Below are 25,320 nucleotides of genomic sequence, written 5' to 3' on the forward strand. Positions count from 1 at the left end.
CCGGGGATATCCCGGCTCTTTTTTATGCTTGTGATACTTTTTGGGTGAGACGGTACAGAAAAGCAAGCTGCTTAAAGGCATCGTCGATACGCTGAAGGAATTCCTGGTTATTCATATTCAGCACTTCTTCTTTTTGGAGCTGGATGCCGCATAACAGCTCAGCTTTCTTTACAGTCTGCAAACGCTCAAACAGTGTCTTCAGATGTTCCTTGTCCATTTCAGACTGTTTATGTACTCCCGGTTTTGTGTGATCTGCAGACCAAACGAAGCTGTCAGGGATATTTTTCGTAATGGTTTCTTGGTTCACTTCAAGCAATTTGCCGTATTCTTCTTTGATAGGGGATTCATAAATAATCGCGAACCACACAAAAACGTGGCTTTCCCATAAACCAATTTGGAAATGCGGCAGTTTTTTATAGCCTCTTTTGCTGTTTGCGAACGCCACCCAGCTGTCAGCCGGGGGATTGACGGATCTTCTTGCGTGCTTTGCCACATGCGGAAACATTTCATCTCCGGTTAAAGCTGATAAAGTTGGGGCAAAATGTTCGCCTAGAGCTGTAAGCTTCGGACGGACCGTCTCTTTTAATACTTCCATGCGCGCGTCTAAGCCTTCTATTGTAAAAGTGTTAAAGTCCTCTTCAGTGAAACGCATTTGTGTCATGATTTTCCTCCTTCATGCTAAGTATACATATTTTATCACAGTTCATACGAGCTTCAAAAAGATTGAGTGCGTTTGAAGTAAGGGGAAATGTGGTAATAAACGAATAGGTAAACACACAATTTTCAGAATCATGTTGCGCGTAAATAGAACAATCATACGATATAAGAAGTAATCATTGTTGAATGGCAAAATGGGATGCTTTTTTACAAACAAATGATCTCTGGAAGGGGCGAAAGACAATGAGGCAAGTTGTAAAAGAGGGATTTAAGGAAGAGAAAAACAATCGTGTTGCTGTCTGGAGACTAGAGGTTGATTATGAATTGGCAACCCTATATGAAGCAATGCAGAAAGAAAATGAAGAGCAGATTGAACAAAGCAAAAACAAACTTGAGCGACTTAGAAAAGAATGGATTCGTCTTAACGGGTAAAAAAGCGATAGTGAAAACGAACCGCATGAATGGTTCGTTTTTACGTGAGAAGGGATATTTTTCATTTTCCTTGCTTTTTCATTGCCGTTATCAGTATCCTATAAAATAAAAGGTCTACATAGAAGAGAGGTACGAACGAATGACAAATTGGACGGAAATTGATGAGATTGCAAAGAAGTGGATAAGAGAAGCAGGCGCGAGAATTACACAATCCATGCATGAAAGCCTGACAATTGAAACGAAATCAAATCCGAATGATTTAGTCACCAATATTGACAAAGAAACCGAAAAGTTTTTCATTGATCGAATTCAAGAAACTTTTCCGGGACATCGGATACTCGGTGAAGAGGGGCAAGGAGACAAAATCCACTCACTTGAGGGAGTCGTATGGATTATTGATCCGATTGATGGGACGATGAATTTTGTGCACCAGCAAAGAAATTTTGCGATTTCCATTGGGATTTTTGAAAACGGTGAAGGGAAAATCGGTTTAATTTATGATGTGGTGCATGATGAGCTGTATCACGCATTTAGCGGCAGAGGGGCTTATATGAATGAAACGAAGCTGGCTCCTTTAAAAGAAACCGTCATTGAAGAAGCGATTCTTGCCATTAATGCAACATGGGTAACGGAAAACAGAAGAATTGATCAAAGTGTGTTAGCGCCACTTGTGAAAAGAGTCAGAGGCACACGCTCCTACGGTTCTGCCGCTTTAGAGCTGGCAAATGTCGCGGCAGGAAGAATAGATGCTTACATCACGATGCGGCTTGCGCCATGGGACTACGCAGCCGGCTGTGTGCTGTTAAATGAAGTAGGAGGCATCTATACGACCATTGAAGGAGAGCCGTTTACTTTTTTAGAAAACCACAGTGTGCTAGCCGGAAACCCATCTATACATAAAACGATATTTGAAGAGTATCTTCATGCTGGGAAGTAGGCCATTTGAGCAGGATGATCTCAGCTTGTTAGAAAAGCTCGCGGAGGCTCATCCTGTATGGAAAGAGGAGGAGTTTGGAGATAAAGATGCAGAAGACTATATCATCTCCTATTCCATGTACAACGGGTCATGGCTTGTATGGGAAAAAGACGGTCTGCCTGTTGCCGTCAGCTACCATCTCGAGTGGTCTCCTTCAAACGGTAAGCCGTGGCTCGGAACGGTCCTGATTGACCCGGCTGAAGAAAAAAAGGGACATGCGAAGATGATCATTGAACAGATCAGCAAATTGCTTAGAGCCAAACACAAAGCGATGTTTGCGGGAGTTCCCATTGAGCGCAGTGAATGGATACTGTTTTTAAGCCAATGCGGCTTTGAACAGCTGAAAACGGAAAAAGATGAGAAAGGCAAATCATTTATGATCTTGGTGAAGCCTTTAGCAGAAGATTCCATATGATAACGGCAGCTTATTTGCTGCATACGGGTTCAATAAAAAGCCTCTCAAACATTGAGAGGCTTCTGATGATTTGAAAATTATTTTTTTACCGCATGAATATAATGAATCGTTTCAAACGCTGACAAATTGTCTTTTCGATTACTAAAGAAAAGGTCATTGATGTCGTCTGGTGATAGATGTTCATAGATCAGTAAACCAGATGACTCTAACAGATGTTCAATCTCTTGATAAGTGAAACATGATTTCATCGGTTCTCCGCTTGCGGCAGCCATCTTCACCATATGTTCAACTCGATTCGACGTCCCTTTTGCTGTAAAAAGTGTTTCGTCTGCATAATCAAAAACAATAGAGCTTCCAGGCGGGACATGAGAAAATAAATTGCTGATCAAGCTTGCATTTTCTTCCCGTGTTACATAATAAGACACTCCGAGAAGGCTGAAGAATGTTTTTGTGTTCTTAAATCCTTCATCTAAGAGAGGATCATACGAAAACGTATTGGTGAAATCCATAGGAACAAAATGAAGATGATCCGGAATTGTCAGATTTGCATCCTTCAGCTTATTTTTTTTGAATTGCTGTGTAGCCGGATGGTCAACCTCGAAAACCTGTAAGCTGTTTTCTAATTCTGGATGCCGAAAGCAGAAAGTATCCAGCCCCGCTCCAAGAATGACATACTGTTTTGCTCCCAGCATTAATTCGTTGTGCAAGACTTTTTCACAATAAGAAGCACGTGCTAGGGGCGTGGGAGACAGCTGGATTTGTGCAACCCATTTTAATATTTTTTCAGGATCATTTTGGAGACGTTCGGCGATCTCTTTGTTGAAAAACGATATTCCTTGAATCATATTTTTACTGATGTCGATAAACTCTTTTTCGTTAATGAGATCTTTTGCGATAAAATCATCAAAAATAAGTGGTGTGTCATATCGGCTGTGATATGCACGGGCAAAAGCTGAAATCAAAGACGTTAAGCTGGACTCATTTTTCCTCATGAAATGATCCTCCACAAAAAATAAGATTCCCCTGGCCAGGAGAATCTTATTATACATACAAATATATTAATAGTAAATTTTAGCATAAATAAATTTTTTGTCAATGTTTTTGCTCTTAATTGGACGCGCGATCCTTTACATAGCCACGTGACCTGGAGCAGAATTCGTCTATCAATTATGTGGACTGAATCATTAGCTTTTATAAAATGCGTACTTGCGGCTGCATCCCTCTTTTTGCAAATCAGGAGCGGTTTCTGTCTCATGGCAGCATCTTTTCGTCGTTTCTGCTGAGAGAGAAATCAAGATATGTAACAAAAAAAGCCTGAGAAATCTCAGGCTTTTCCTAATATTACAATCCAACAGCATTCCAGGCTGCTTCAACTTTAGCGGCATCAGTTGAGCCGTAGAGGTCACGGGCAGACTGAATGAGAGCTGCCTTGGCATCTTTGAACGTGGAAGAAGGCGTGAGGTACGTTGTTAACGCACGGTAATAGATTTGCTGTGATTTAGATACACCAAGTTTTGTGATGGTGTTGTAAGCGGCTTTGTTTGGAATTCCGCTGTTTGTGTGTACACCGCCATAATCGCCTTCATCTGTGTTTGGAAGGTTTCTGTAATTGGCGTAATTGTCAGGCTGGTTGTATTTTGTAGGGTTGGACAGGCTGCGAAGAGCAGGCTGGCTGACCGTAATGTCTTCACCGATGTCCCAGTCTTCTGTATCGTTAAAATACCCGAATACGTCAGAGAAAGACTCGTTTAATGCACCTGGCTGATTTTCATAAATCAAGTTGGCTGTTTCTTGGGTGACGCCATGTGTCATTTCATGCGCTGTCACATCTAATGAGCCGGAAAGCGGAGAGAAGAATGAACCGTCGCCATCACCGTAAATCATCTGGTCTCCTGTCCATGCAGCGTTATTGTATTGAGTGCCGTAGTGAACGGAAGAAACGATTTTACTGCCTTTGTTATCATAGCTGTTTCGTTTAAAGTTTGAATAAAAATAATCGTACACTTTACCGAGGTTATAGTGTGCGTCAACGGCTGCCCGCTGTGATGAAGATGTAAATGTTTTCGTTGTGCTTGAGACAAGCGTGCCCGGAAGGCGGCTTTGTCTGTTTTGCAAATCATATGTGATGATTTGGGTGCCTGTTGGTTTTGAAAGATCTCTTAGAACATATTTTCCGCCTTCATAAGAGATGTTCAAAGGAACAGTTGCGCCCTTTAGAGTTGTTCCGCTTCCAGTGGCGGCGGCATGTTCTACTTTATTTTGCTGTTTTAAAATGCTGCCTGTTTCGGCGTCAACTAAGACTTCCCAGTTTGCAGGTTCAGGCTCGACATAGCGAATCGTCACGTCGTAAGCAAGACGATAGCTGCCGTCTTTTGTTTCTATCGCTTTTAATTCGGCTTTATTGCTGTTTTTGGCCGCTCCGTTAGAAACAGCGTCTGGTGATTTGCCGATAGCTTTGAAAGCGAGTGCCAGCGCTTTTTCAGAAGAGACTTTTTGGCTGTTATCTGTTTTTGCAGCAGATTGATTGTGTAATTCACCATTGACCGCATAGACATTATCGGATTTATCGACGTGAACGATCACTTGCGAATCTTTAATTGGCACTCCGTTAACGACAGGCGCATATCGAAAGTGCTTGTATCCAAGGGCATCAGTCGTGCTTTCAACAAGCTTCAGCCTTTTGGAAGGGTCACCTTTAAAAATGTTGCTGTTCTTTTTCAAAAACTGCTTGACAGCCTTGTCATTTGGTGCAGAGAGTTCTGATTGCGCAATCGCGTTTTTGGAGAGGAAATTTGTTTGATTCTCTTTAAGCTGATGACTTTCAGCAGCCTGAACACCTGGCAGGCTGATTGATAAACTCATAAACGAAGCAGCGACAGCAACAGACAATTTCTTACCTAAACCCACAATAAATCCCCCTTTTTGAAAATACTGAAAACTTTATATTGTTATATTAAACTAGCATTCTGGAATACTCAACAAAAACTAACATAACTAGACAAAATTGATAGTATTGTCCTGTGTTTGTTTTTGTTGAATAATATCAAGATGAGTCAAGTGTCATGTGATGGTTCACTCAAGAGTTATGTTTTTTACATATCAAGGGGAAGATGAGATATTTTTGTTTCATCTTGAAACTTTTTGAAAAGTCCGCTGTCTAACCGAATGAGGCCTTAATAAGAAGTAAAGGATTGTTGTTCGTGTTGGAGTTATTCAGTCATTATGTATTGCATTTCGAACGTTATTTTATATTAAGCAGACAGAGCACCCTGCTGATTCAATGGTCAATTGTTGTTCTGTCGGGCTTATATCTTTTGGTGCATCATCCTAAAATAAACCGGCAGCGCACAATGTTCTTGGCGGGTGTTATATTGCGGATTGTGCTGCTGGCGGGAGTGTCTGTTGAACTTATTCACCAGGTGCAATCAACAAACTTCACCAGCGCTTACTTAAGAGAGGACGGAAAAGAACTGCTGCCGCTGCTGCATTTTTTGTTATACGGATATGTGTTGCTGACGGCTTTTCACTATATGCTGATGCCGCGTGATCATGGCGGAAAGGGTAAGTTTTATACGTTCGACCTTGCCGTTGTCAGTTTGCCAATCGTACAAATGATATTCAGTTTCTTTACGTATTGGAAGGAAAATCCGGATGGAGTCGAGCCAATTGCATTCGTGTTTCTGTTTTTCATCATCACTCTTCCCATTGCGTTGAATGTTGTGTTTTTCAAGCTGTATTGGAGAACAAATAAGATTTTACTAGGCTTATTTTATACGCTGATTATCGGACTGCTTGTCTTGCTGCTTGCGCCATATCCCAATCAAATCTCAAAAGATTATGGTGCAGTAATGCCATATACGATTTATTTGGCAATGGCCGGATTTTTGATGAGCTATCATCTGTTCCAAAAGTCAGGAAAGGTTTATGTGCGTGTGAATAAGTGGGTGACGATGGCTGTCATGTTGTTTTTTGTCCTGCTGTTAAATCCGATATATAACATAGGAACGGCTGCTTTCGCTGTATCAAAGCCAGCAAATGTCCATGATTCATTCAATTTTGTCGGGGAGCACATTTCATCAGAAAAAGCGGAACAGATACTAAAGTCATTTTTTCCTACGGATGAAACACTTTATTTGCATGATACAAACATGGATGTGCATTATTTCTACTCATTTGAAAGCAAAGGTTATAAAGCTGAGGTAGATGAAGTATCGCAGCTGATTCGTAATTATGAATACTTACAAAAAGCACATGGAAAAAAGCTAACGAATCAGGAGTACAAGCGAAAGTCCATCGCTTTCCTTGAGCGACACGGACGTGTGTTACATAAGGATCATATCGAAACAAAGGTATCTCAAGAAGACGGCCAAACAGTCGTACGTATTTACCTGAAAAATCAACTTCATAAAAAAGATCATGCTGATGATGGCGCGGTATTTTATTGGGAAAAGGAAACCTTAATGGGTTTTAGTGAAGATCCTTCGATTTATCAGCTTGACTCTCTTCTGCATGTTCATATAACAGAACAAGACATTCAAGACAAAGTGGAACAAATGTTTACAGTACTGAACATCTCAAAACAGCCTTATCAGATCACTGATATTGAAAGCAATAGCCTGCTCGGAAGCATGGTGAGAGTGGAAACAAAAGGTGGAATTGTTTTGGAATTTGAGGGCGAATCCGGTTGTTTACATAGTCTTTCGCTTCCGATGAAAAAGAATATCTCAATGGCTAACAGCCGACTGCAGCATCAGATATTATCGATCTTCGATGCTCGTGGATCAGAAAAGAAGAAAAAAAGCAGTCAGGGTGACATGGTGATGTATACTGATTCTTCTAAAACATATGAGTTTTTTGAAGATCAAGGTCAGCTAAACGTTTATGTATACAGCGATACACCTGATCAGTCATTCCCCTATACGTATCGTAATGGAACATTGGCTTACGAAAAAGTAGCTTCTCTATATCAGGATGTCATTTACAAAAAGCGTATGCGTCCGATTATCGTTCAAAGAGGGGATGAACGGCATTATGCATGGCTGATCATTATTCAGCCGTTTGGTTCAAATCGCCATGATGCCTATGTAGTGGATGGAGAAACACAAGAGGTGAAATGTCTTTATGAATCATAAAGAAAAAGAGTCTGTTTTTGTAGACTTATACGACCTGTATAAAGAAGGAGAGCTAGAGGATGAATCAATGGAATGGATGAAACAGCATGAATCCCTATTTCAAAAGAATGCGGAAGACTTAAAGAGTAAAACTTGTTTAAAGAGAAGTCCCGGTGCTGAAGAAGAAAGCCAAATCAGATATATGAAAGTATACCTGTCTTCCATGTATATCTGTTTCATTTTATTGGCCATTTGGATGACGGTGTGGTTTTACTTTTAATGAAGCATAAGGATTCCATTGAGGACTTGTATCGGCAGTATTATCAAGAAATTTTAAATTATTTATTCAGAAGGACTCATCACCTTGAAACAGCCAAGGACTTAGCGCAGGACACGTTTGTGAAAGCTCTTAACGGTCTGGCTTCGTTTAGGGGGCATTCTTCCATCAGAACATGGCTCTACACCATTGCGCATCATACCTTTATCAATTGGTACCGCAGGGATGTCAAATACCAATTTACTGATATCAGCAAAAATGAAGGGTTAACGCAAACAACTTATGAGCAGCCTGAACAGTATCTGTCACGGACGGTGAAAAGCGAAACACTGCGGCAGGAGCTCCTGAAGTTAAAAGATCAGCATCAATCCGTTTTGATTTTAAGAGAATTCCAAGAGCTTTCTTATGAAGAAATCGCTGAGATATTAGGATGGAGTCTTTCTAAGGTGAAAACCACATTGCACCGGGCTAGATTAGAGCTAAAGAAAAACATGACGAAAAGTAGAGAGGAGGAGCGGATATGACCTGCTTTCTAGTAAGAGACCTGCTTCCTCTGTATCTTGAAGGTGATTGTAAAAGAGAAACGGAACACGTTATAGAAGAGCATTTAAAAATGTGCAGCAGCTGCAGAGACATGTATGACACGATGGCTGAGCCATTTGAATTGGAAAGCGAACAGGCCGTTGAGGAGGCTTTTCTGCCGGAAGAAGAACTGCGTTTTAAACAGAGGTACTATGGTTTACTGATCATGAAAGCTGCCTGCTGGTTTGGAGCGGCGGTTGCCATGATGCTGATCATCAAACTGCTGATATAAAAAAAGCGCTTGTCCGATTCCGGCAAGCGCTTTTTCACATTAAGCCTGGGGATGAATCATATCGTAAATAGCGGCAAGCTGTTCTTGTGACAGGGCACTGAAGAGTTTTTCATAAACGTCAGCTTGCAGTGGCGTTGCACCTGCTTGTAGCGCTGCGTCTTTATCATAGCTGTACACATCATCTTGTAGCACAATGGCTGCTTGAAGAATGTGAATCTTGAGAGAAACAGCGGAGAAAAATTGTTCAAGTGCAAGTGCTTCTTTTTCTGTGAAGCCAAGTTCAACTGCTTTTTCTGTATCAAATTTGTAATTTCCATCCTCAAGATACACACATTGTGAAACAATGCTGAAAAATTCTGATGTCGATTCCCAGAGTGTAGCAATTACCTGAGCCTCTTCTTTTGTCATTCCTAACTCGACGGCTTTTTCGCTGTCAAAATAATATACACCGTCTTGTTCGTATATACATTGATTTAATATATCAATGAATGTATTGAGATCTTCGTTAGTGCTCGCCTGATGCTGAAGTTGAACAGCAGTGTTATCAACCAGTGTTTTTGCGCTGGCTGCATCAGGACCGAACGTTAATAGAGCAGCTGATGTCATTGCGGCAGTCGTTAACATAGCTTTTTTTACAAATGTTTTCTTCATGTTTCTTCTCTCCCTTTTATGAATTGTGCTACAAATTCCATTATAGGGAGTAGTTTCCGGTGGAGGAATAGGCGCTATGGTATTTTATGTGTATCGTTGCCGAACTACTTTTTGAAGGCTGCACGTGTGATCGTTAGAACGATTGTCTATGTATGAAGGATGATTTGCATCTTCCTGACTAAGAAACAGGGGAGATAAGGCTTAAAGAAATGAAAAACACCGCTTTCTTTGCGGTGTTTTTTGATTACAATGTCGCCGGCGGGGCAATGCTTTTAATCAAGCAAGCCTTGTTCGCGCATTTTCTTTTTTAATGTAAATCCGCCGCCCATGACAGCGCAAACAAGTACAATGCTGGCGATAATGCCAATAGCGCTTTTTTCAGCGATAAAGACGCCGATCAGCATAATGCTGAAAACCGCTGCAAATGCAAATAATAGTAAAAGCCAATTCATTTTTTTCATATTTTCCATCCCCTTTTACGTCTTATATTAAGTTTACTGAAAAACGTGACGCTTTTAAAGAGGATGTGTGGTATAATATGAAAGTTATCTAATTTTTTTAGGAGATGAAAAAGTGAAACTTCGAAATGATCTTCGCAACATCGCGATTATTGCCCACGTTGACCATGGGAAAACGACTTTAGTCGATCAGCTTTTACATCAGGCTGGTACGTTCCGTGCCAACGAACAGGTTGCTGAACGCGCAATGGACTCAAATGATCTTGAACGCGAACGCGGCATTACAATTTTGGCGAAAAATACTGCGATTAACTATAAAGATACACGTATCAATATTTTGGACACCCCTGGACACGCAGACTTTGGGGGAGAAGTAGAACGGATTATGAAAATGGTAGACGGCGTAGTGCTTGTCGTTGACGCATATGAAGGCTGTATGCCTCAAACTCGTTTTGTTCTGAAAAAAGCTCTTGAGCAAAACCTGAACCCTGTTGTTGTTGTAAACAAAATTGACCGTGACTTTGCTCGTCCAGAGGAAGTTATCGATGAAGTTCTTGATCTGTTCATTGAGCTTGATGCCAATGAAGAGCAGCTCGAGTTCCCAGTGGTATATGCTTCCGCGATTAATGGAACAGCGAGTCTTGATCCGAAACAACAGGATGAAAACATGGAAGCTTTATATGAAACCATTATTAAGCATGTTCCGGCACCTGTTGATAATGCAGAGGAGCCGCTTCAATTCCAAGTTGCCCTTCTTGACTACAACGACTATGTAGGCCGTATCGGAATCGGACGCGTATTCCGCGGCACAATGAAAGTCGGACAGCAGGTTTCTCTTATGAAGCTTGACGGAACGGCAAAGTCATTCCGTGTTACAAAGATTTTTGGTTTCCAAGGCTTAAAGCGTGTGGAAATTGAAGAAGCAAAAGCGGGAGACCTCGTTGCGGTTTCCGGGATGGAAGATATCAACGTTGGTGAAACGGTATGTCCTGTAGACCATCAAGATCCGCTTCCGGTGCTTCGCATTGATGAGCCGACACTTCAAATGACATTTGTCGTGAATAACAGTCCGTTTGCAGGCCGTGAAGGCAAATATGTAACGGCCCGCAAAATCGAAGAGCGTCTTCAATCACAGCTTCAGACGGATGTGAGCTTGCGTGTTGAGCCAACAGCTTCTCCTGATGCTTGGGTTGTTTCAGGACGCGGTGAGCTGCACTTGTCAATTTTAATTGAAAATATGCGTCGTGAGGGCTATGAGCTTCAAGTGTCAAAACCTGAAGTTATTATCAAAGAAATCGACGGCGTACGCTGTGAGCCTGTTGAACGTGTGCAAATTGATGTTCCTGAAGAGCATACTGGCTCTGTCATGGAATCAATGGGTGCCCGCAAAGGCGAAATGGTTGATATGATCAACAACGGAAACGGCCAAGTCCGTCTCATCTTTACAGTTCCTTCCCGCGGATTGATCGGTTACTCTACAGAATTCCTATCATTAACACGCGGATTCGGTATTTTGAACCATACGTTTGACAGCTACCAGCCGATGCAGGCAGGCCAAGTCGGCGGACGCCGTCAAGGTGTACTTGTGTCAATGGAAAACGGAAAAGCAACATCATACGGTATTCAAGGAATTGAAGACCGCGGTGTCATCTTCGTTGAGCCGGGTACTGAAGTATACGAAGGAATGATCGTTGGAGAGCATAACCGTGACAACGACCTTGTTGTTAACGTTAGCAAAATGAAACAGCAAACAAACGTCCGTTCTGCGACAAAGGATCAGACAACTACAATTAAAAAAGCGCGCATCATGTCTCTTGAGGAGTCTCTAGAGTACTTAAACGAAGATGAATATTGTGAAGTAACACCTGAATCCATCCGTTTAAGAAAGAAGATCCTCAATAAGAACGAACGTGAAAAAGCAGCTAAAAAGAAAAAAACAGCAGGATTGTCTTAATCTCGTGCAGAATTTGAAAAGATAGAACCCGTACGTTTACAGGGGAGGGAATCTTTTTGAATGACGTAAGCGAACGTCTGTCGTTCTTCGCCGCTCTATATCAAGTAGACCGGCAGCCTGCGGCAGGCATGTGGCTGCTGTACGGCACGATTTTTGTGTTGGCCGTTATTGTATTTAAGCTTGGATTTGCTAAACGGCTTCCTGTATTAAAATCTGCAGTGGTGTATGTATTTTTGGCGTTGGGCTGCACTGTTTTGACGTTTTTAGGGGTGTTTTTGCCCGTGGCAGAAGGATTGGTCGTCGCTGCGCTGATTTTAATCATTTACAAAATCCGGCTGTATCAGTCGAAAAAAGGACAGTCTGCAAAATCATAAAAGACTCAGCTGAAAGCTGAGTCTTTTTTGTGTTCTGTATGGTTAAGCGGCCGCTTTATTTTTTGACTTTTTCTTTTTTCTGCTGTCCCGGGTGAAAAGTAAATTTTCCCGTTTTCAGCCGTTCCTCTGTTTTTTTGGCAATCCGATCGTGGCATTCCTGGCACATATATGTATGGATCGGGCGGTTTCGAAGCCGTTTCGCGATCAGGGTATCATCATCAATTGTTTCAATTTTATCGCAAATAGAACATTTGACCCTCATCATATCACCTCTTTCACTAACATGTATTATAGCACGGATCAGAAGCTGTCCAAAATAAGAAAAAGCTAAAGCGCAAGGCTATAGCTTAGTCATTGTTGTTCTTTTTCATATGATGATCAGATTGATCGTTTTGCTCCTTCTCCATTTCCTGCTGCTGTTTTCTATTTAATTGGTCATTTTGCTGCTTTGTTTGCGGTTCGTCTTCATTGTCAATCACATCGTTAGGCACTTCGGGAAGCACTCGGCCGACAATTGCAGCTAATTCATCCAGTATACCTGTTACCGGATGGCCCTCGCTGATTTCTCTGCTCATTTCACGAAGGCGGCTGACCGTATCGGGATCAGCAATGACAACTGCGTTAGCGCCATATCGATCATTCTTTAGCGCCTGGGCTACAGAATATTTAATGGTTTCCACTTTGCTTCTGTCCAAAGTATCATCGACATCAATCCCAACAACAGCATAACCTCCCAGCACAACGGCTGTTGCATCCTTGACGTCGGAGTTTTTTTCAGCAACGCTGACAAGATGCTTGGCAATATCCGTTCTTGTTCCATTGTCTTTTGTTTCTTGAGTTGTGTCCTTTACGTGAATCGGTTTAGTCTCCTGCTGTCTTGTTGATTCTTTTTCAACATTCTGGCCCTGTTTTCCTTGTTGATAGGCACAAGCGGACAGGATAAGTGTCAGCTGTATGATAATGAAAAGAATTCGCACTTGCGGGTTCCCTCCTTGAAATGCTTTCATTAATTTTATTGTTGAATTAACCTTCTATCTTTATGCACAAAAACATATATTTTAGCAGGCATTCACCTTTTTCATCAAAAGAGAAGCAGGAAGAACTTTGACCCTTATATCAGGAGGCTGAGACTTGAGTAAAATTTATGTGTTAGATACGAATGTGTTATTACAGGATCCTAACGCGATATTTTCTTTTGAAGAAAATGAGGTTGTCATCCCTGCTGTCGTTTTAGAAGAGGTTGATTCAAAAAAACGGTATATGGACGAAGTTGGGAGGAATGCAAGGCACGTATCTAAGCTAATCGATGCGCTAAGACAAAAGGGCAGGCTGCATGAGCATGTCCCGCTTGACACCGGCGGCACACTGAGAATTGAACTGAATCATCGTTCGTTTCACCAGCTGCAAGAGATCTTTATTGAAAAGACGAACGATAATCGCATATTAGCCGTTGCGAAAAACTTGAGCCTCGAGGAAGAAACCAAGGAAAATGGCAGGCCGGTTATCCTCGTCAGTAAGGATGTACTGGTCAGGGTTAAAGCCGACGCAATCGGACTGCTTGCTGAAGATTTCTTGAATGACCGGGTTGTGGACAATGATGAAATGTACAGCGGCTATAAAGATTTATATATCAGCCAGCAGCTGTTCAGCTCTTTTTACGGAAAAAATCAAATTTCAGTAAACGATGTGAAACAGCATGCGTTTTATCCGAATCAGTTTGCTTTAATGAAGGATGAGCTAGGAGGGTCCTCCTCGGCAGTCGGAATTGCAGATAAAACCGGAACGGTATTAAAAAGACTCGTATTTGATGATGAACATATATGGGGAATCAGGCCGAAAAATGTACAGCAGACAATGGCATTAGAGCTTTTGCTGCGGGAAGATATTCCGCTTGTCACCCTGATCGGAAAAGCGGGAACCGGAAAAACGCTCTTAGCTTTGGCGGCAGGGCTATTACAGACAGAAGACTTGGGAATATATAAAAAGCTGGTCGTCGCAAGGTCGATTGTTCCTGTTGGCAAGGACATCGGGTATTTGCCAGGCGAAAAAGAGGAAAAGCTAAAGCCTTGGATGCAGCCGATTTTTGACAACTTAGAGTTTCTGTTTAATGCGAAAAAACCAGGGGAGCTTGATGCTATTTTGGCGGGAATTGGCTCAATTCAGGTAGAGGCGCTGACTTATATCAGAGGGAGAAGCATTCCAGATCAATTTATTATCATTGATGAAGCGCAAAATTTGACCAGGCATGAGGTGAAAACTTTGCTGACGAGAGTCGGTGAGGGCAGTAAAATTGTCTTAATGGGTGACCCTGAACAAATTGATCACCCATATTTAGACAGTCTGAACAATGGTTTAGCCTATGTGGTTGAGCGGTTTAAAGGACAACCCATCTCAGGCAGCGTGAAGCTGTTAAAAGGTGAGAGATCAGGTCTCGCCCAGCTCGCAGCTGATTTGCTGTAACATTAAATGATTTCGATCTCTTTTACGTCGGTAATCGGCTGTTTGTGATGAATCGGGTCTTCAAAGTAAATATGCACGGGGCCGCCTTCTTGAATCGGCTTGCCTGCCTCACTGAAATGGACAATACTGTTCAGAGCGGTTTCCAGAGAAACGGCGGCCTTTCCCGAACTTGTGACAAATACACATTGTGTCGCAGAGCTGTTCGGCTCAGCATTTTTCAGGACAGTCCCAAGTCTCATTGCGAAACTGCCGTTCATCAGTTTTTGCTTCTCATATTGCTTTTCCGTCTTTAATGTGGGCGGGGCGATTCGCCCCTCTCTGATGACGCGTTCCGGATCAAGGTCGGATTCATCCCCGGCTGATTGTAAATATGTGTCTTGACTGTCCCCTTTGCGGTCAAACGAAAATTTGCGATCATCAAAAATCCATACGCTTGGATCAATGGTAATTGGATATGTAACATTGCCTTTTACTTGGATAACGCTCATGATATGACCCCCTTCTCTCAAAATTATAAAAGTTTTCGCATGAATTGTCACTTTGTGTACAAATTATGTGTATTGAAATGCTGAGGGAACGAGGGTGTTTGCATGGTATGCCGGCATAATGATGAGCTTGAAGCCTTAGTGAAAAAGGCGAAAAAAGTAACAGACAAGGGGGAGGTAGCCAGCTATATTCCCGCCTTGGCAAAAGCTGATAAACACGACCTGTCAGTGGCGATTTATTATTCCAATAATGTTTGTCTGTCAGCAGGTGACGTAGAAAAAACATTTACGCTTCAAAGTATATCGAAAGTCCTTTCCCTTGCTTTGGTGTTAATGGAATACGGCAAAGATAAGGTCTTCAGTTATGTTGGACAGGAGCCGACCGGTGATCCGTTTAATTCAATTATCAAGCTTGAAACAGTGAATCCGAGCAAGCCGTTAAACCCTATGATTAATGCCGGGGCATTGGTAGTGACAAGTCTGATAAGAGGAAGAACGGTGAAAGAGAGACTTGATTATTTGCTTTCTTTTATCAGAAGGCTGACAAACAACCAAGAGATTACATACTGCCGGGAAGTGGCTGAATCTGAATACAGCACTTCAATGATTAATCGGGCGATGTGTTATTATATGAAGCAGTACGGCATTTTTGAAGATGATGTAGAAGCAGTAATGGATTTATACACGAAGCAATGCGCGATTGAGATGAACAGCTTGGATTTAGCGAAAATCGGATCTGTATTTGCATTGAACGGCAGACATCCAGAGACTGGGGAGCAAGTCATCAAAAGATGTCGCTAGAATTTGCAAAACGTTTATGGTGACGTGCGGAATGTACAATGCAAGCGGGGAATTCGCAATTAAGGTCGGAATTCCTGCGAAAAGCGGCGTATCCGGCGGGATTATGGGCATTTCGCCTTACGATTTCGGGATCGGCATATTCGGCCCCGCATTAGATGAAAAAGGGAACAGCATTGCAGGTGTAAAGCTTTTGGAAATAATGTCTGAGATGTACAGGCTGAGTATTTTTTAATTTATGTCATATGCTTAAATCCTCTTGCATTTTCTGTTGATACCCTTTATGATAAATAGAAGAATTAGGTACTCGCCTGGGGAACGGAGGGATACTTTTGGCTTCAGAGATGATAGTTGACCATCGGCAAAAAGCTTTTGAACTCTTAAAAGTGGACGCTGAGAAGATTTTGAAGCTGATCCGAGTACAAATGGATAACTTAACGATGCCTCAATGTCCTCTATATGAAGAGGTTTTAGATACTCAAATGTTCGGGCTTTCGAGGGAAATCGATTTTGCTGTCCGCCTGGGATTGGTTGATGAAAAAGACGGTAAAGACCTTTTATACACATTGGAGCGCGAATTGTCTGCTTTGCATGACGCGTTTACAGCTAAATAAATGATAAAACTCAAACTAATTAACAGTTTGGGTTTTTTTATAACCGCTATTTTTCTCTCATCTCATAAAAGACGGTCTTTTTTTACACATTCCTTCCGAATCGTATAGAGATTCTTCGTCTCGTTTGATAAATTGTAGTAAAATAAAAAAGATAAATACATAAAAACCATAGATAATGGAAGTTAGAAGCAGGGAAGAGGATGTTATGTTAAAAAAAATGCTAAAATCTTATGATTACTCACTGATATTCGCAATCGTATTATTATGCGGATTCGGTTTAGTGATGGTATACAGCTCAAGCATGATTACGGCTGTCTCCCGGTATGGAGTAAGCAGTAACTTTTTCTTCATGCGGCAGCTGTTTGCTTTAATTGCAGGTGGCGCTCTATTTATTCTCATGGCTTTGTTTCCTTATAAAGCACTGGCCCATCAAAAGTTTCAGAAGGGGATACTGCTTGTATCTGTTCTTGCGCTTATCTCACTGTTTGTATTCGGACATGTTGCCGGAAACGCGCAGAGCTGGTTTAAAATCGGCGGAATGAGTATTCAGCCGGGGGAGTTTGTTAAACTGGTCGTGATTTTATACCTCGCAGCCGTATATGCCAAAAAACAAAGCTATATTGACCATCTATTAACTGGTGTAGCTCCTCCGGTAGTCATGACACTTATAATTTGCGGGTTAATTGCCATGCAGCCAGATTTCGGTACAGCCATGATTATAGGGTTAATTGCGACGTGCATGATCTTGTGCTCCGGCTTCAGCGGAAAGACGCTGGTGAGGCTTGTGATACTGGGCGGAATTGTTTTCATTTTAGTCAGCCCGATTATCTATTTGAATCAGGACAAAATTTTAACTGAAGGCCGTTTAGCGCGTTTTGAGAGTCTTGAAGACCCATTTAAGTATGCAAATTCATCAGGTTTGCAAGTGATCAATTCTTATTATGCGATCAGCTCAGGCGGCATTTTCGGCCTGGGGCTCGGTGAAAGTATCCAAAAATACGGATATCTGCCTGAATCACACACTGACTTTATTATGGCTGTCATTGCTGAAGAGCTCGGCATTTTTGGGGTATTGTTTGTTATTTTCTTATTGGGTTTTGTCGTCATAAAAGGTTTTTATATTGCCAGAAAATGCGAGGACCCGTTTGGAAGTCTTCTGGCGATCGGCATTTCAAGCATGATTGCCATCCAGTCGTTTATTAACCTTGGCGGTGTCAGCGGATTAATTCCGATTACAGGGGTTACGCTGCCATTTATCAGTTACGGGGGCTCTTCTTTGGTGCTGCTGCTGGGGAGTATGGGGATATTAGCGAATATCAGCATGTTTGTGAAATATTCAGAGAATAAGAAAAAGAAAGAGCCCTTGGCGCCGAAGGGAATGAAAAAGAAACAGCTCAAAAAAACTGTTTATCAGTAAAAAACAAGTGTGTACAGGGGAAGGATATTCCGCTATGATAGATTATATTCCATTCGGGTAAGGGGGAGAAAAGTTTGTCTCAGCAATCGATACAAAAAGTATTAGTAGCAAACAGGGGAGAAATTGCAATCCGAATATTCCGGGCGTGTACCGAGTTGAATATTCGTACAGTTGCGGTCTATTCAAAAGAAGATTCCGGTTCCTACCATCGGTACAAAGCGGATGAAGCATACTTGGTCGGTGAAGGGAAAAAACCGATTGATGCTTACCTGGATATTGAAGGTATCATTGATATTGCGAAAAGAAACAAAGTCGATGCAATTCATCCGGGATACGGTTTCTTATCTGAAAATATTCATTTTGCGAGACGATGTGAAGAAGAAGGCATCGTTTTCATAGGGCCAAAATCCGAGCATCTCGATATGTTTGGTGACAAGGTAAAAGCGCGTGAGCAGGCAGAAAAAGCGGGAATCCCCGTGATTCCGGGAAGCGACGGTCCTGCCGAAACGCTTGAAGCCGTCGAACAATTTGGACAAGCTAACGGTTATCCGATCATCATTAAAGCCTCGCTTGGCGGCGGCGGCCGCGGTATGCGGATTGTCAGATCTGAAAGTGAAGTCAAAGAAGCATATGAGCGTGCTAAATCAGAGGCGAAAGCAGCCTTTGGCAATGATGAAGTTTATGTAGAAAAATTAATTGAGAATCCGAAACATATTGAGGTTCAGGTCATTGGAGACAAGCAGGGCAATGTCGTCCATCTTTTTGAGAGGGATTGTTCCGTTCAAAGACGCCATCAAAAAGTCATTGAAGTGGCGCCGAGTGTCTCGCTGTCACCTGAATTAAGGGAACAAATTTGTGAGGCAGCAGTTGCGCTTGCCAAAAATGTAAACTATATAAATGCGGGGACGGTCGAATTCCTTGTTGCAAACAACGAGTTCTACTTTATTGAAGTAAATCCTCGCGTACAAGTTGAACACACGATAACAGAAATGATTACTGGTGTCGATATTGTTCAAACTCAGATCCTTGTTGCCCAAGGGCACAGCCTTCACAGCAAAAAAGTAAATATTCCTGAGCAAAAGGACATTTTTACAATCGGTTATGCCATTCAGTCACGGGTTACGACTGAGGATCCGCAAAATGATTTCATGCCTGATACAGGAAAAATCATGGCTTACCGCTCAGGCGGCGGTTTTGGTGTCCGTCTTGATACCGGAAACAGCTTCCAGGGCGCCGTGATCACACCATACTATGATTCACTTCTCGTTAAGCTTTCAACTTGGGCTTTAACGTTTGAACAGGCAGCTGCCAAAATGGTACGAAACCTTCAGGAGTTTAGAATCAGAGGCATAAAAACGAACATTCCGTTCCTTGAGAACGTTTCAAAACATGAGAAGTTCCTGACAGGGCAATATGATACGTCTTTCATTGATACAACGCCTGAATTATTTAATTTCCCTAAACAAAAAGACCGCGGAACGAAAATGCTCACTTACATCGGCAATGTGACAGTAAACGGCTTCCCCGGAATCGGGAAAAAAGAAAAACCGGCGTTTGACAAACCGTTAAGCGTAAAGGTAGACGTTGATCAGCAGCCTGCCAGAGGAACAAAGCAAATTCTCGATGAAAAAGGTGCAGAAGGGCTTGCAAGTTGGGTTAAGGAGCAGAAATCTGTCCTTTTAACTGATACGACATTCAGGGATGCCCACCAATCGTTATTGGCAACTAGAATCAGATCGCATGATTTGAAAAAAATCGCAAATCCTACGGCTGCGTTATGGCCTGAACTATTCAGTATGGAAATGTGGGGAGGCGCGACCTTCGATGTAGCCTACCGATTCCTGAAAGAAGATCCGTGGAAGCGTTTGGAAGATCTTCGCAAAGAAGTGCCAAATACCTTATTCCAGATGCTGCTTCGCTCATCAAATGCGGTCGGCTATACGAATTATCCGGACAATGTGATTAAAGAATTTGTGAAGCAATCAGCTCAATCCGGTATTGATGTGTTTCGTATTTTCGACAGCTTAAACTGGGTAAAAGGGATGACGTTAGCCATTGATGCCGTTCGGGATACCGGAAAAGTGGCAGAAGCTGCGATTTGTTATACGGGAGATATCCTTGACAAGAACCGGACGAAGTACGATCTTGCTTATTATACATCGATGGCGAAGGAGCTTGAGGCGGCCGGAGCCCATATTCTCGGGATTAAAGATATGGCAGGGCTGTTAAAACCGCAGGCTGCATATGAACTCGTTTCTGCGTTGAAAGAAACGATCGACATTCCGGTACACCTTCATACGCATGATACGAGCGGAAACGGTATTTATATGTATGCGAAAGCTGTTGAAGCCGGCGTTGATATCATAGACGTGGCGGTCAGCTCAATGGCGGGATTAACGTCACAGCCTAGCGCGAGCGGATTTTATCATGCGATGGAAGGCAACGACCGCCGTCCGGAAATGAATGTCCAAGGCGTTGAATTGCTGTCCCAATATTGGGAGTCGGTACGTAAATATTATAGTGAATTTGAAAGCGGAATGAAGTCTCCGCATACTGAAATTTATGAGCACGAAATGCCAGGGGGTCAATACAGCAACCTGCAACAGCAAGCCAAGGGAGTAGGCCTTGGCGACCGCTGGAACGAAGTCAAGGAAATGTACAGACGCGTGAACGATATGTTCGGTGACATCGTCAAGGTAACGCCTTCCTCAAAAGTAGTCGGAGATATGGCACTCTACATGGTGCAAAACAATCTGACTGAAAAAGACGTTTACGAAAGAGGCGAATCTTTAGATTTCCCTGATTCTGTCGTGGAGCTTTTCAAAGGAAATATCGGCCAGCCTCATGGCGGATTCCCAGAAAAACTGCAAAAGCTGATCTTAAAAGGGCAGGAGCCGATTACAGTCAGACCGGGCGAACTGCTTGAGCCGGTGTCATTTGAAGCGATCAAACAGGAATTTAAAGAGCAGCATAACTTGGAAATTTCAGATCAGGATGCTGTGGCGTATGCCCTTTATCCTAAAGTCTTCACTGATTATGTGAAAACGACAGAAAGCTACGGGGACATTTCGGTATTAGATACACCGACATTCTTCTACGGTATGACATTAGGTGAAGAGATAGAAGTTGAAATTGAGCGCGGCAAAACGCTGATCGTTAAGCTGATTTCAATCGGTGAGCCTCAGCCTGACGCCACTCGCGTCGTTTATTTCGAACTGAACGGGCAGCCGCGTGAAGTAGTCATTAAAGATGAAAGCATTAAGTCTTCCGTTAAGGAAAGGCTGAAAGCAGACCGGACAAATCCAAGCCACATCGCAGCTTCCATGCCTGGAACCGTTATTAAGGTATTGGCTGAAGCAGGTACAAAAGTCAATAAAGGTGATCATTTGATGATTAATGAAGCGATGAAAATGGAAACAACGGTTCAGGCGCCTTTCTCAGGAACAATCAAGCAGGTTCATGTGAAAAATGGCGAGCCAATCCAAACGGGAGATCTGCTTCTCGAAATTGAAAAAGCATAAAAAACAAGAGTGTATGTCATTTGATATACACTCTTGTTTTTTTATAAAGAAAATGTGGAGTGAAGCAGATGGTTAGAAGAGATATAAGGGGACTTCAGAGATTATACAGTACTGTCACAAGCCCAAAATAAAAAGAGGCTTATATACCACCCATTTTTTAGATGCTTTGTAGTAGTCCATGCATATTTCTTTAAGCACTATCTGATTTAAAAGGCTTTAATACTTATGTTCGCGGGCTATAGATCCATATGAAATTTCTATAATACGATGAGAAAGGGACAGACTGAAGTGAGCCGCTCACTGATCATCAAGTTCAGCGAAGGCTGGCGATTAAAACGCATAAAGTTCCAAAAAACAAGACATTAAAAAGACCAAAGCCGCCTAAGGCTTTGGTCTTGAGTCCTTATGATTGCCTGGATTCATAACGGAAACGAGCAATCAATAATAAGAAGTAGCATAGAACGCCAAACAGACAGGCAATAAAGAACGAGTGGGCAAGTGCAAAGCCCAGAGCCAGTTCAGAGTATACGATCATAATACCGGACAGTGCCTGTAATGTAATGAAAATAAGACATGAGATCCATCCCCAAAAGATCTGTTTTTGATCTTTATAGGAAGTAATAGCATGAACAGCGGCAACAATAATCCATACAAATAACAGTAAGGCTGCTGCTCTGTGGCCCATTTGCACCCATTCATGGAATTGGGTCGGAAGTCCATTGTTCAGCGGGCTGCACAGCGGCACATCAGGACATGCCAGACTTGATTCAGTGTGTCTTACATATGCGCCTGTATACACAACGATATAGGAATATATCAAAATTCCTATCATGTGAAATTGCATCTTTTTGCCGATTTGAAGCGGCTTAACCAGTGTTCTGACTGATTTATCAGCTTCAAATATGAGCAATGTCAAAATAAGCACTGAAGCAAAAGAAATTAATGAGATGCCGAAGTGAAGCGCCATAATCAGCGCGTTCGAACCGAATACGACAGCCAATGCGCCAAGCAATGCCTGAAGAAATAAAAAGATAATTGACATGATCGCGAGAAACGTTGTTTCACGGAAAATCGGCGTGATTTTTCTCCATGACCAAAACGCAAGGCTTAGCACAAGGATAATAGAGATTCCGCTTGCGAATCGGTGGCTCCATTCAATAATTGAAGCCGGATTCAGTTCAGGGAAAAAACGGCCGTGACACAGCGGCCACTGTCTGCCGCATCCTTGGCCGGAACCTGTTTTTGTAACGAGGGCACCCCCGATTAAAACAATTAGCATGACAAATGTCGTCAGAACACCGAGAGCTTTTAATGCTTTATTCATACAATATTCACCTTCTCAACATACTGCTGCAATTTTATATACGTTCCAAGTGTAAGCGAATATGTGTTTTGTGGCAATTCCCAGAGCCTTTTGTTCACAAAAATATAATAGAATGACGGCTTCTGGAAAATGTACACTTGATTATTCATGCCGGGTCTGATAGAAATAAGGTAAACGCAATGACGATTTGGAGATTGCCTTCATCTTTGGTAAAATTCATAAAAAGTTCACAAATAAATTCCTGTTTGTCGTTTAATATTTAATAGGATGTTTTTTTACAAGATGTTATCTTGTATGATAGAGTTGCAGGTTATTTTATTTTCCTGCGTTAGGTTTGTAAGGGAGGTTTACGTTATGGCTAACTCCAGAATCTTAAATGATACAGCTATAGACGGACAAATTGAAGAAACAACGGCATGGAAAGATTTTCTGTCCCTTATTAAAATAGGGATCGTCAATTCTAACCTCATCACGACTTTCACTGGAATGTGGCTTGCACTGCATATTTCCGGTTTAAGTTTTTTAGGCAATATAAACACCGTTCTTCTTACGTTAATCGGGTCTTCACTGATTATTGCGGGCTCCTGCGCGATCAATAACTGGTATGACCGGGACATTGACCATCTTATGGAGCGTACGAAAGTAAGACCGACGGTTACGGGTAAAATTCAGCCGAGTCAGGCGTTATGGTCTGGAATTTTGCTGGTTGCTTTAGGATTGATCATGCTGCTGATGACAACTGTCATGGCTGCTGTTATCGGTTTTATCGGAGTCTTTACGTATGTTGTATTGTACACAATGTGGACGAAACGCCGCTATACGATTAACACAGTAGTAGGAAGCGTTTCCGGTGCAGTGCCGCCGCTTATTGGATGGACGGCAGTGGAAGGGAATATCGGTGTCGTAGCATGGGTGTTATTCATGATTTTATTTATTTGGCAGATTCCTCACTTCTTAGCATTGGCTATCAAGAAAACTGAGGATTACAGAGCTGCAAATATTCCGATGCTTCCTGTCGTATATGGTTTTGAAGTGACAAAAAGACAAATTATTGTGTGGGTTGCGTGCCTGATGCCGCTTCCGTTTTTCCTTGGTAGCCTGGGTCTTCCGATTGTCATTCTCGGCTTGCTGTTAAATATCGGCTGGCTGATTCTTGGCTTAATGGGATTCCGCTCCAAGAATATCATGAAGTGGGCAACGCAGATGTTCGTTTACTCGCTTAACTACATGACAATCTATTTCGTTGCCATGGTTGTCTTGACGCTTTTCTAAAAAATAGATATGATGCTTGTTTTATCGCTTCAAAATAAACGATGACAACTAGTAAATGCCGCCTTGACCTCTTGTTTAATCAGGCGGCTTTACTTTTATACATAGATGGCATTTTGAGTAAAAAAACTCATAATTTAAGAGAAGAGGAAATGTAAGTGCTTTATTGGTGATAGGTTGGATGGCGACAGATTTCGATCCGCTTTCCGCCTTTGTATTGACCAGAAAAGGGGTTGGGTGAAATGGTAAAGCATTGGCGTCTTATTTTATTATTAGCCTTAGTGCCGCTTCTATTAAGCGGATGTGGAAAACCTTTTTTATCCACGCTCAAGCCTGCTGGCGAGGTGGCTGATAAACAGTATGACCTGACAGTGCTCAGCACATTGATTATGGTGGTTGTTGTTGCAGTAGTATCTGTTATCTTCTTTTATGTGATTGTGAGATTCAGAAGATCACGGGTCGGTGAGAACACGATACCGAAACAGGTAGAGGGGAATAAATTTTTAGAAATCACATGGACCGTGATCCCGATTTTGCTGCTCATTATTCTTGTGATTCCTGTTGTATTATATACGCTGGAGCTAGCGGACACATCACCAATGGATAAAAAAGGCCGCAAAGCTGAGGATGCTCTTGTAGTCAATGTTAGGGCAAATTTATACTGGTGGGAGTTTGAGTACCCTGATTACGGCATTATCACAAGCCAGGAGCTGATTGTGCCGACAGACCAGCGTGTATATTTTAATTTAAAAGCCTCTGATGTAAAACATTCCTTCTGGATTCCTTCAGTTGGAGGAAAACTTGATACGAATACGGATAATGAAAATAAGTTCTTCCTGACATTTGATTCAAAACGAAGCAAAGAGGCAGGAGATATGTTTTTTGGGAAGTGTGCAGAGCTTTGCGGCCCTTCACATGCGCTGATGGATTTTAAGGTGAAGACAATGTCTGCAAAAGAATTTCAGGGCTGGACAAAAGAAATGAAGAACTATAAATCTACAGCAGAGAGCGATTTGGCTAAGCAGGGTGAAGAACTGTTTAAAGAGAAAAACTGCCTGAGCTGCCATGCGGTAGAGCCGAATGATAAGCGTGCAGAAGCCGCTAGAACGGCACCCAACTTGGCGACCTTCGGTGAAAGGACAAAAGTGGCAGGGGTGAAAGAGGCCAACAAAGAAAATGTGAAGGCTTGGCTGAAGGACCCTGACAGCATAAAGCCGGGGAACAAAATGACAGGCACATATCCAAAGCTCTCAGACAGTGAAACAGATGCGCTTTATGAATACTTAAAAGGCTTAAAAGCGGAAAGCAAGTAG

The 25,320-nt window shown here is 42.2% G+C and carries 24 protein-coding genes and 1 pseudogene; 16 read left to right on the forward strand and 9 right to left on the reverse strand.

Going from position 1 to position 25,320, the window contains the following annotated elements; all coding sequences use genetic code 11:
• Positions 1–22: 22 nt before the first annotated feature.
• Positions 23–661, reverse strand: a complete 639-nt coding sequence (locus MHH79_RS07930) for a YktB family protein (protein ID WP_100506081.1) — start codon at positions 659–661, stop codon at positions 23–25.
• A gap of 239 nt (positions 662–900) precedes the next feature.
• On the opposite strand from MHH79_RS07930, the gene MHH79_RS07935 reads away from it, so the two are divergent.
• The 3 genes from MHH79_RS07935 to MHH79_RS07945 all read left to right on the forward strand — a co-directional run bounded on the left by MHH79_RS07935 (position 901) and on the right by MHH79_RS07945 (position 2,480).
• Positions 901–1,089, forward strand: coding sequence for a hypothetical protein (locus MHH79_RS07935; protein WP_009967148.1), 189 nt, complete (start codon positions 901–903; stop codon positions 1,087–1,089).
• Positions 1,090–1,228: 139 nt separating this feature from the next.
• Positions 1,229–2,026 (forward strand): inositol-1-monophosphatase, encoded by a 798-nt coding sequence (suhB, locus tag MHH79_RS07940; protein WP_015383566.1) that lies wholly within the window; start codon positions 1,229–1,231, stop codon positions 2,024–2,026.
• A 25-nt stretch (positions 2,027–2,051) separates the two neighbouring features.
• Positions 2,052–2,480: a GNAT family N-acetyltransferase gene (locus MHH79_RS07945; RefSeq protein ID WP_080030727.1), complete on the forward strand. Its 429-nt coding sequence runs from the start codon at positions 2,052–2,054 to the stop codon at positions 2,478–2,480.
• A 77-nt stretch (positions 2,481–2,557) separates the two neighbouring features.
• Here MHH79_RS07945 and MHH79_RS07950 read toward each other — a convergent pair whose 3' ends face one another.
• A complete protein-coding gene (locus MHH79_RS07950; protein WP_063336137.1) occupies positions 2,558–3,472 on the reverse strand; it encodes a class I SAM-dependent methyltransferase in 915 nt (304 codons plus the stop codon).
• A 349-nt stretch (positions 3,473–3,821) separates the two neighbouring features.
• Positions 3,822–5,387 (reverse strand): neutral metalloprotease NprE, encoded by a 1,566-nt coding sequence (gene nprE / locus MHH79_RS07955; RefSeq protein WP_015383569.1) that lies wholly within the window; start codon positions 5,385–5,387, stop codon positions 3,822–3,824.
• 284 nt (positions 5,388–5,671) lie between these two features.
• On the opposite strand from nprE, the gene MHH79_RS07960 reads away from it, so the two are divergent.
• Genes MHH79_RS07960 through sigQ form a run of 4 tightly spaced genes read left to right on the forward strand, consistent with a single transcriptional unit; the run spans position 5,672 to position 8,682 of the window.
• Positions 5,672–7,612 carry a hypothetical protein gene (locus MHH79_RS07960; RefSeq protein ID WP_181219088.1) on the forward strand — a complete coding sequence of 647 codons (1,941 nt, stop codon included), beginning with the start codon at positions 5,672–5,674 and terminating at the stop codon, positions 7,610–7,612.
• Positions 7,602–7,871, forward strand: coding sequence for a hypothetical protein (locus MHH79_RS07965; protein WP_003232287.1), 270 nt, complete (start codon positions 7,602–7,604; stop codon positions 7,869–7,871). The genes MHH79_RS07960 and MHH79_RS07965 overlap by 11 nt, the downstream gene beginning before the upstream one ends.
• Positions 7,871–8,392: an RNA polymerase sigma factor YlaC gene (gene ylaC, locus MHH79_RS07970; protein ID WP_063335431.1), complete on the forward strand. Its 522-nt coding sequence runs from the start codon at positions 7,871–7,873 to the stop codon at positions 8,390–8,392. Before MHH79_RS07965 ends, ylaC begins: the two co-directional genes overlap by 1 nt.
• Positions 8,389–8,682 (forward strand): anti-SigP sigma factor SigQ, encoded by a 294-nt coding sequence (gene sigQ, locus MHH79_RS07975; RefSeq protein WP_015383572.1) that lies wholly within the window; start codon positions 8,389–8,391, stop codon positions 8,680–8,682. The genes ylaC and sigQ overlap by 4 nt, the downstream gene beginning before the upstream one ends.
• 39 nt (positions 8,683–8,721) lie before the next feature.
• Here the strand turns inward: sigQ and MHH79_RS07980 are convergent, their stop codons facing one another.
• Together MHH79_RS07980 and MHH79_RS07985 are read right to left on the reverse strand one after the other, a co-directional pair.
• On the reverse strand, positions 8,722–9,333 hold the full coding sequence (locus MHH79_RS07980; RefSeq protein ID WP_015383573.1) for a hypothetical protein: 612 nt from the start codon (positions 9,331–9,333) through the stop codon (positions 8,722–8,724).
• A gap of 272 nt (positions 9,334–9,605) precedes the next feature.
• Positions 9,606–9,794, reverse strand: a complete 189-nt coding sequence (locus tag MHH79_RS07985) for a YlaF family protein (protein WP_014476712.1) — start codon at positions 9,792–9,794, stop codon at positions 9,606–9,608.
• Positions 9,795–9,906: 112 nt separating this feature from the next.
• Here MHH79_RS07985 and typA point away from each other — a divergent pair, with 112 nt between their 5' ends.
• Both typA and MHH79_RS07995 read left to right on the forward strand, forming a co-directional pair.
• The gene (typA, locus tag MHH79_RS07990) at positions 9,907–11,745 is read left to right on the forward strand and encodes a translational GTPase TypA (protein ID WP_003232278.1); all 1,839 of its coding nucleotides are present in this window, start codon (positions 9,907–9,909) and stop codon (positions 11,743–11,745) included.
• A gap of 56 nt (positions 11,746–11,801) precedes the next feature.
• Complete coding sequence (locus tag MHH79_RS07995; protein ID WP_003232274.1) at positions 11,802–12,119, forward strand: YlaH-like family protein; 318 nt, start codon at positions 11,802–11,804, stop codon at positions 12,117–12,119.
• A 55-nt stretch (positions 12,120–12,174) separates the two neighbouring features.
• On the opposite strand, the gene MHH79_RS08000 is transcribed toward MHH79_RS07995, so the two are convergent.
• Both MHH79_RS08000 and MHH79_RS08005 read right to left on the reverse strand, forming a co-directional pair.
• Positions 12,175–12,384 (reverse strand): YlaI family protein, encoded by a 210-nt coding sequence (locus MHH79_RS08000; RefSeq protein WP_003232271.1) that lies wholly within the window; start codon positions 12,382–12,384, stop codon positions 12,175–12,177.
• An 82-nt stretch (positions 12,385–12,466) separates the two neighbouring features.
• On the reverse strand, positions 12,467–13,096 hold the full coding sequence (locus MHH79_RS08005) for a YhcN/YlaJ family sporulation lipoprotein (RefSeq protein ID WP_340035079.1): 630 nt from the start codon (positions 13,094–13,096) through the stop codon (positions 12,467–12,469).
• Between the two features lie 154 nt (positions 13,097–13,250).
• On the opposite strand from MHH79_RS08005, the gene MHH79_RS08010 reads away from it, so the two are divergent.
• Positions 13,251–14,579, forward strand: coding sequence for a PhoH family protein (locus tag MHH79_RS08010; protein WP_015483188.1), 1,329 nt, complete (start codon positions 13,251–13,253; stop codon positions 14,577–14,579).
• Between the two features lie 2 nt (positions 14,580–14,581).
• On the opposite strand, the gene MHH79_RS08015 is transcribed toward MHH79_RS08010, so the two are convergent.
• Positions 14,582–15,067 (reverse strand): hypothetical protein, encoded by a 486-nt coding sequence (locus tag MHH79_RS08015; protein WP_015383578.1) that lies wholly within the window; start codon positions 15,065–15,067, stop codon positions 14,582–14,584.
• A 102-nt stretch (positions 15,068–15,169) separates the two neighbouring features.
• Here MHH79_RS08015 and glsA point away from each other — a divergent pair.
• The 4 genes and pseudogenes from glsA (at position 15,170) to pyc (ending at position 21,414) form a co-directional block, all read left to right on the forward strand.
• Positions 15,170–16,097: pseudogene (gene glsA / locus MHH79_RS08020) on the forward strand (glutaminase A).
• Between the two features lie 97 nt (positions 16,098–16,194).
• Complete coding sequence (locus tag MHH79_RS08025; protein ID WP_003245286.1) at positions 16,195–16,476, forward strand: YlaN family protein; 282 nt, start codon at positions 16,195–16,197, stop codon at positions 16,474–16,476.
• Positions 16,477–16,681: 205 nt separating this feature from the next.
• Positions 16,682–17,893: a cell division protein FtsW gene (gene ftsW, locus MHH79_RS08030; protein WP_038427644.1), complete on the forward strand. Its 1,212-nt coding sequence runs from the start codon at positions 16,682–16,684 to the stop codon at positions 17,891–17,893.
• A 74-nt stretch (positions 17,894–17,967) separates the two neighbouring features.
• Positions 17,968–21,414: a pyruvate carboxylase gene (gene pyc, locus MHH79_RS08035; RefSeq protein WP_100506546.1), complete on the forward strand. Its 3,447-nt coding sequence runs from the start codon at positions 17,968–17,970 to the stop codon at positions 21,412–21,414.
• 403 nt (positions 21,415–21,817) lie between these two features.
• Here pyc and ctaA read toward each other — a convergent pair whose 3' ends face one another.
• Entirely contained in the window at positions 21,818–22,738 is a 921-nt protein-coding gene (gene ctaA, locus MHH79_RS08040) for a heme A synthase CtaA (RefSeq protein WP_015483190.1), read from the reverse strand.
• 354 nt (positions 22,739–23,092) lie between these two features.
• On the opposite strand from ctaA, the gene cyoE reads away from it, so the two are divergent.
• Together cyoE and coxB are read left to right on the forward strand one after the other, a co-directional pair.
• Positions 23,093–24,010 (forward strand): heme o synthase, encoded by a 918-nt coding sequence (gene cyoE / locus MHH79_RS08045; RefSeq protein ID WP_003232250.1) that lies wholly within the window; start codon positions 23,093–23,095, stop codon positions 24,008–24,010.
• 239 nt (positions 24,011–24,249) lie between these two features.
• Positions 24,250–25,320, forward strand: a complete 1,071-nt coding sequence (gene coxB / locus MHH79_RS08050; protein WP_014663859.1) for a cytochrome c oxidase subunit II — start codon at positions 24,250–24,252, stop codon at positions 25,318–25,320.

Source organism: Bacillus sp. FSL K6-0993, assembly GCF_037977205.1.
In the GTDB taxonomy this organism is placed as follows: Bacteria; Bacillota; Bacilli; order Bacillales; family Bacillaceae; genus Bacillus; species Bacillus subtilis.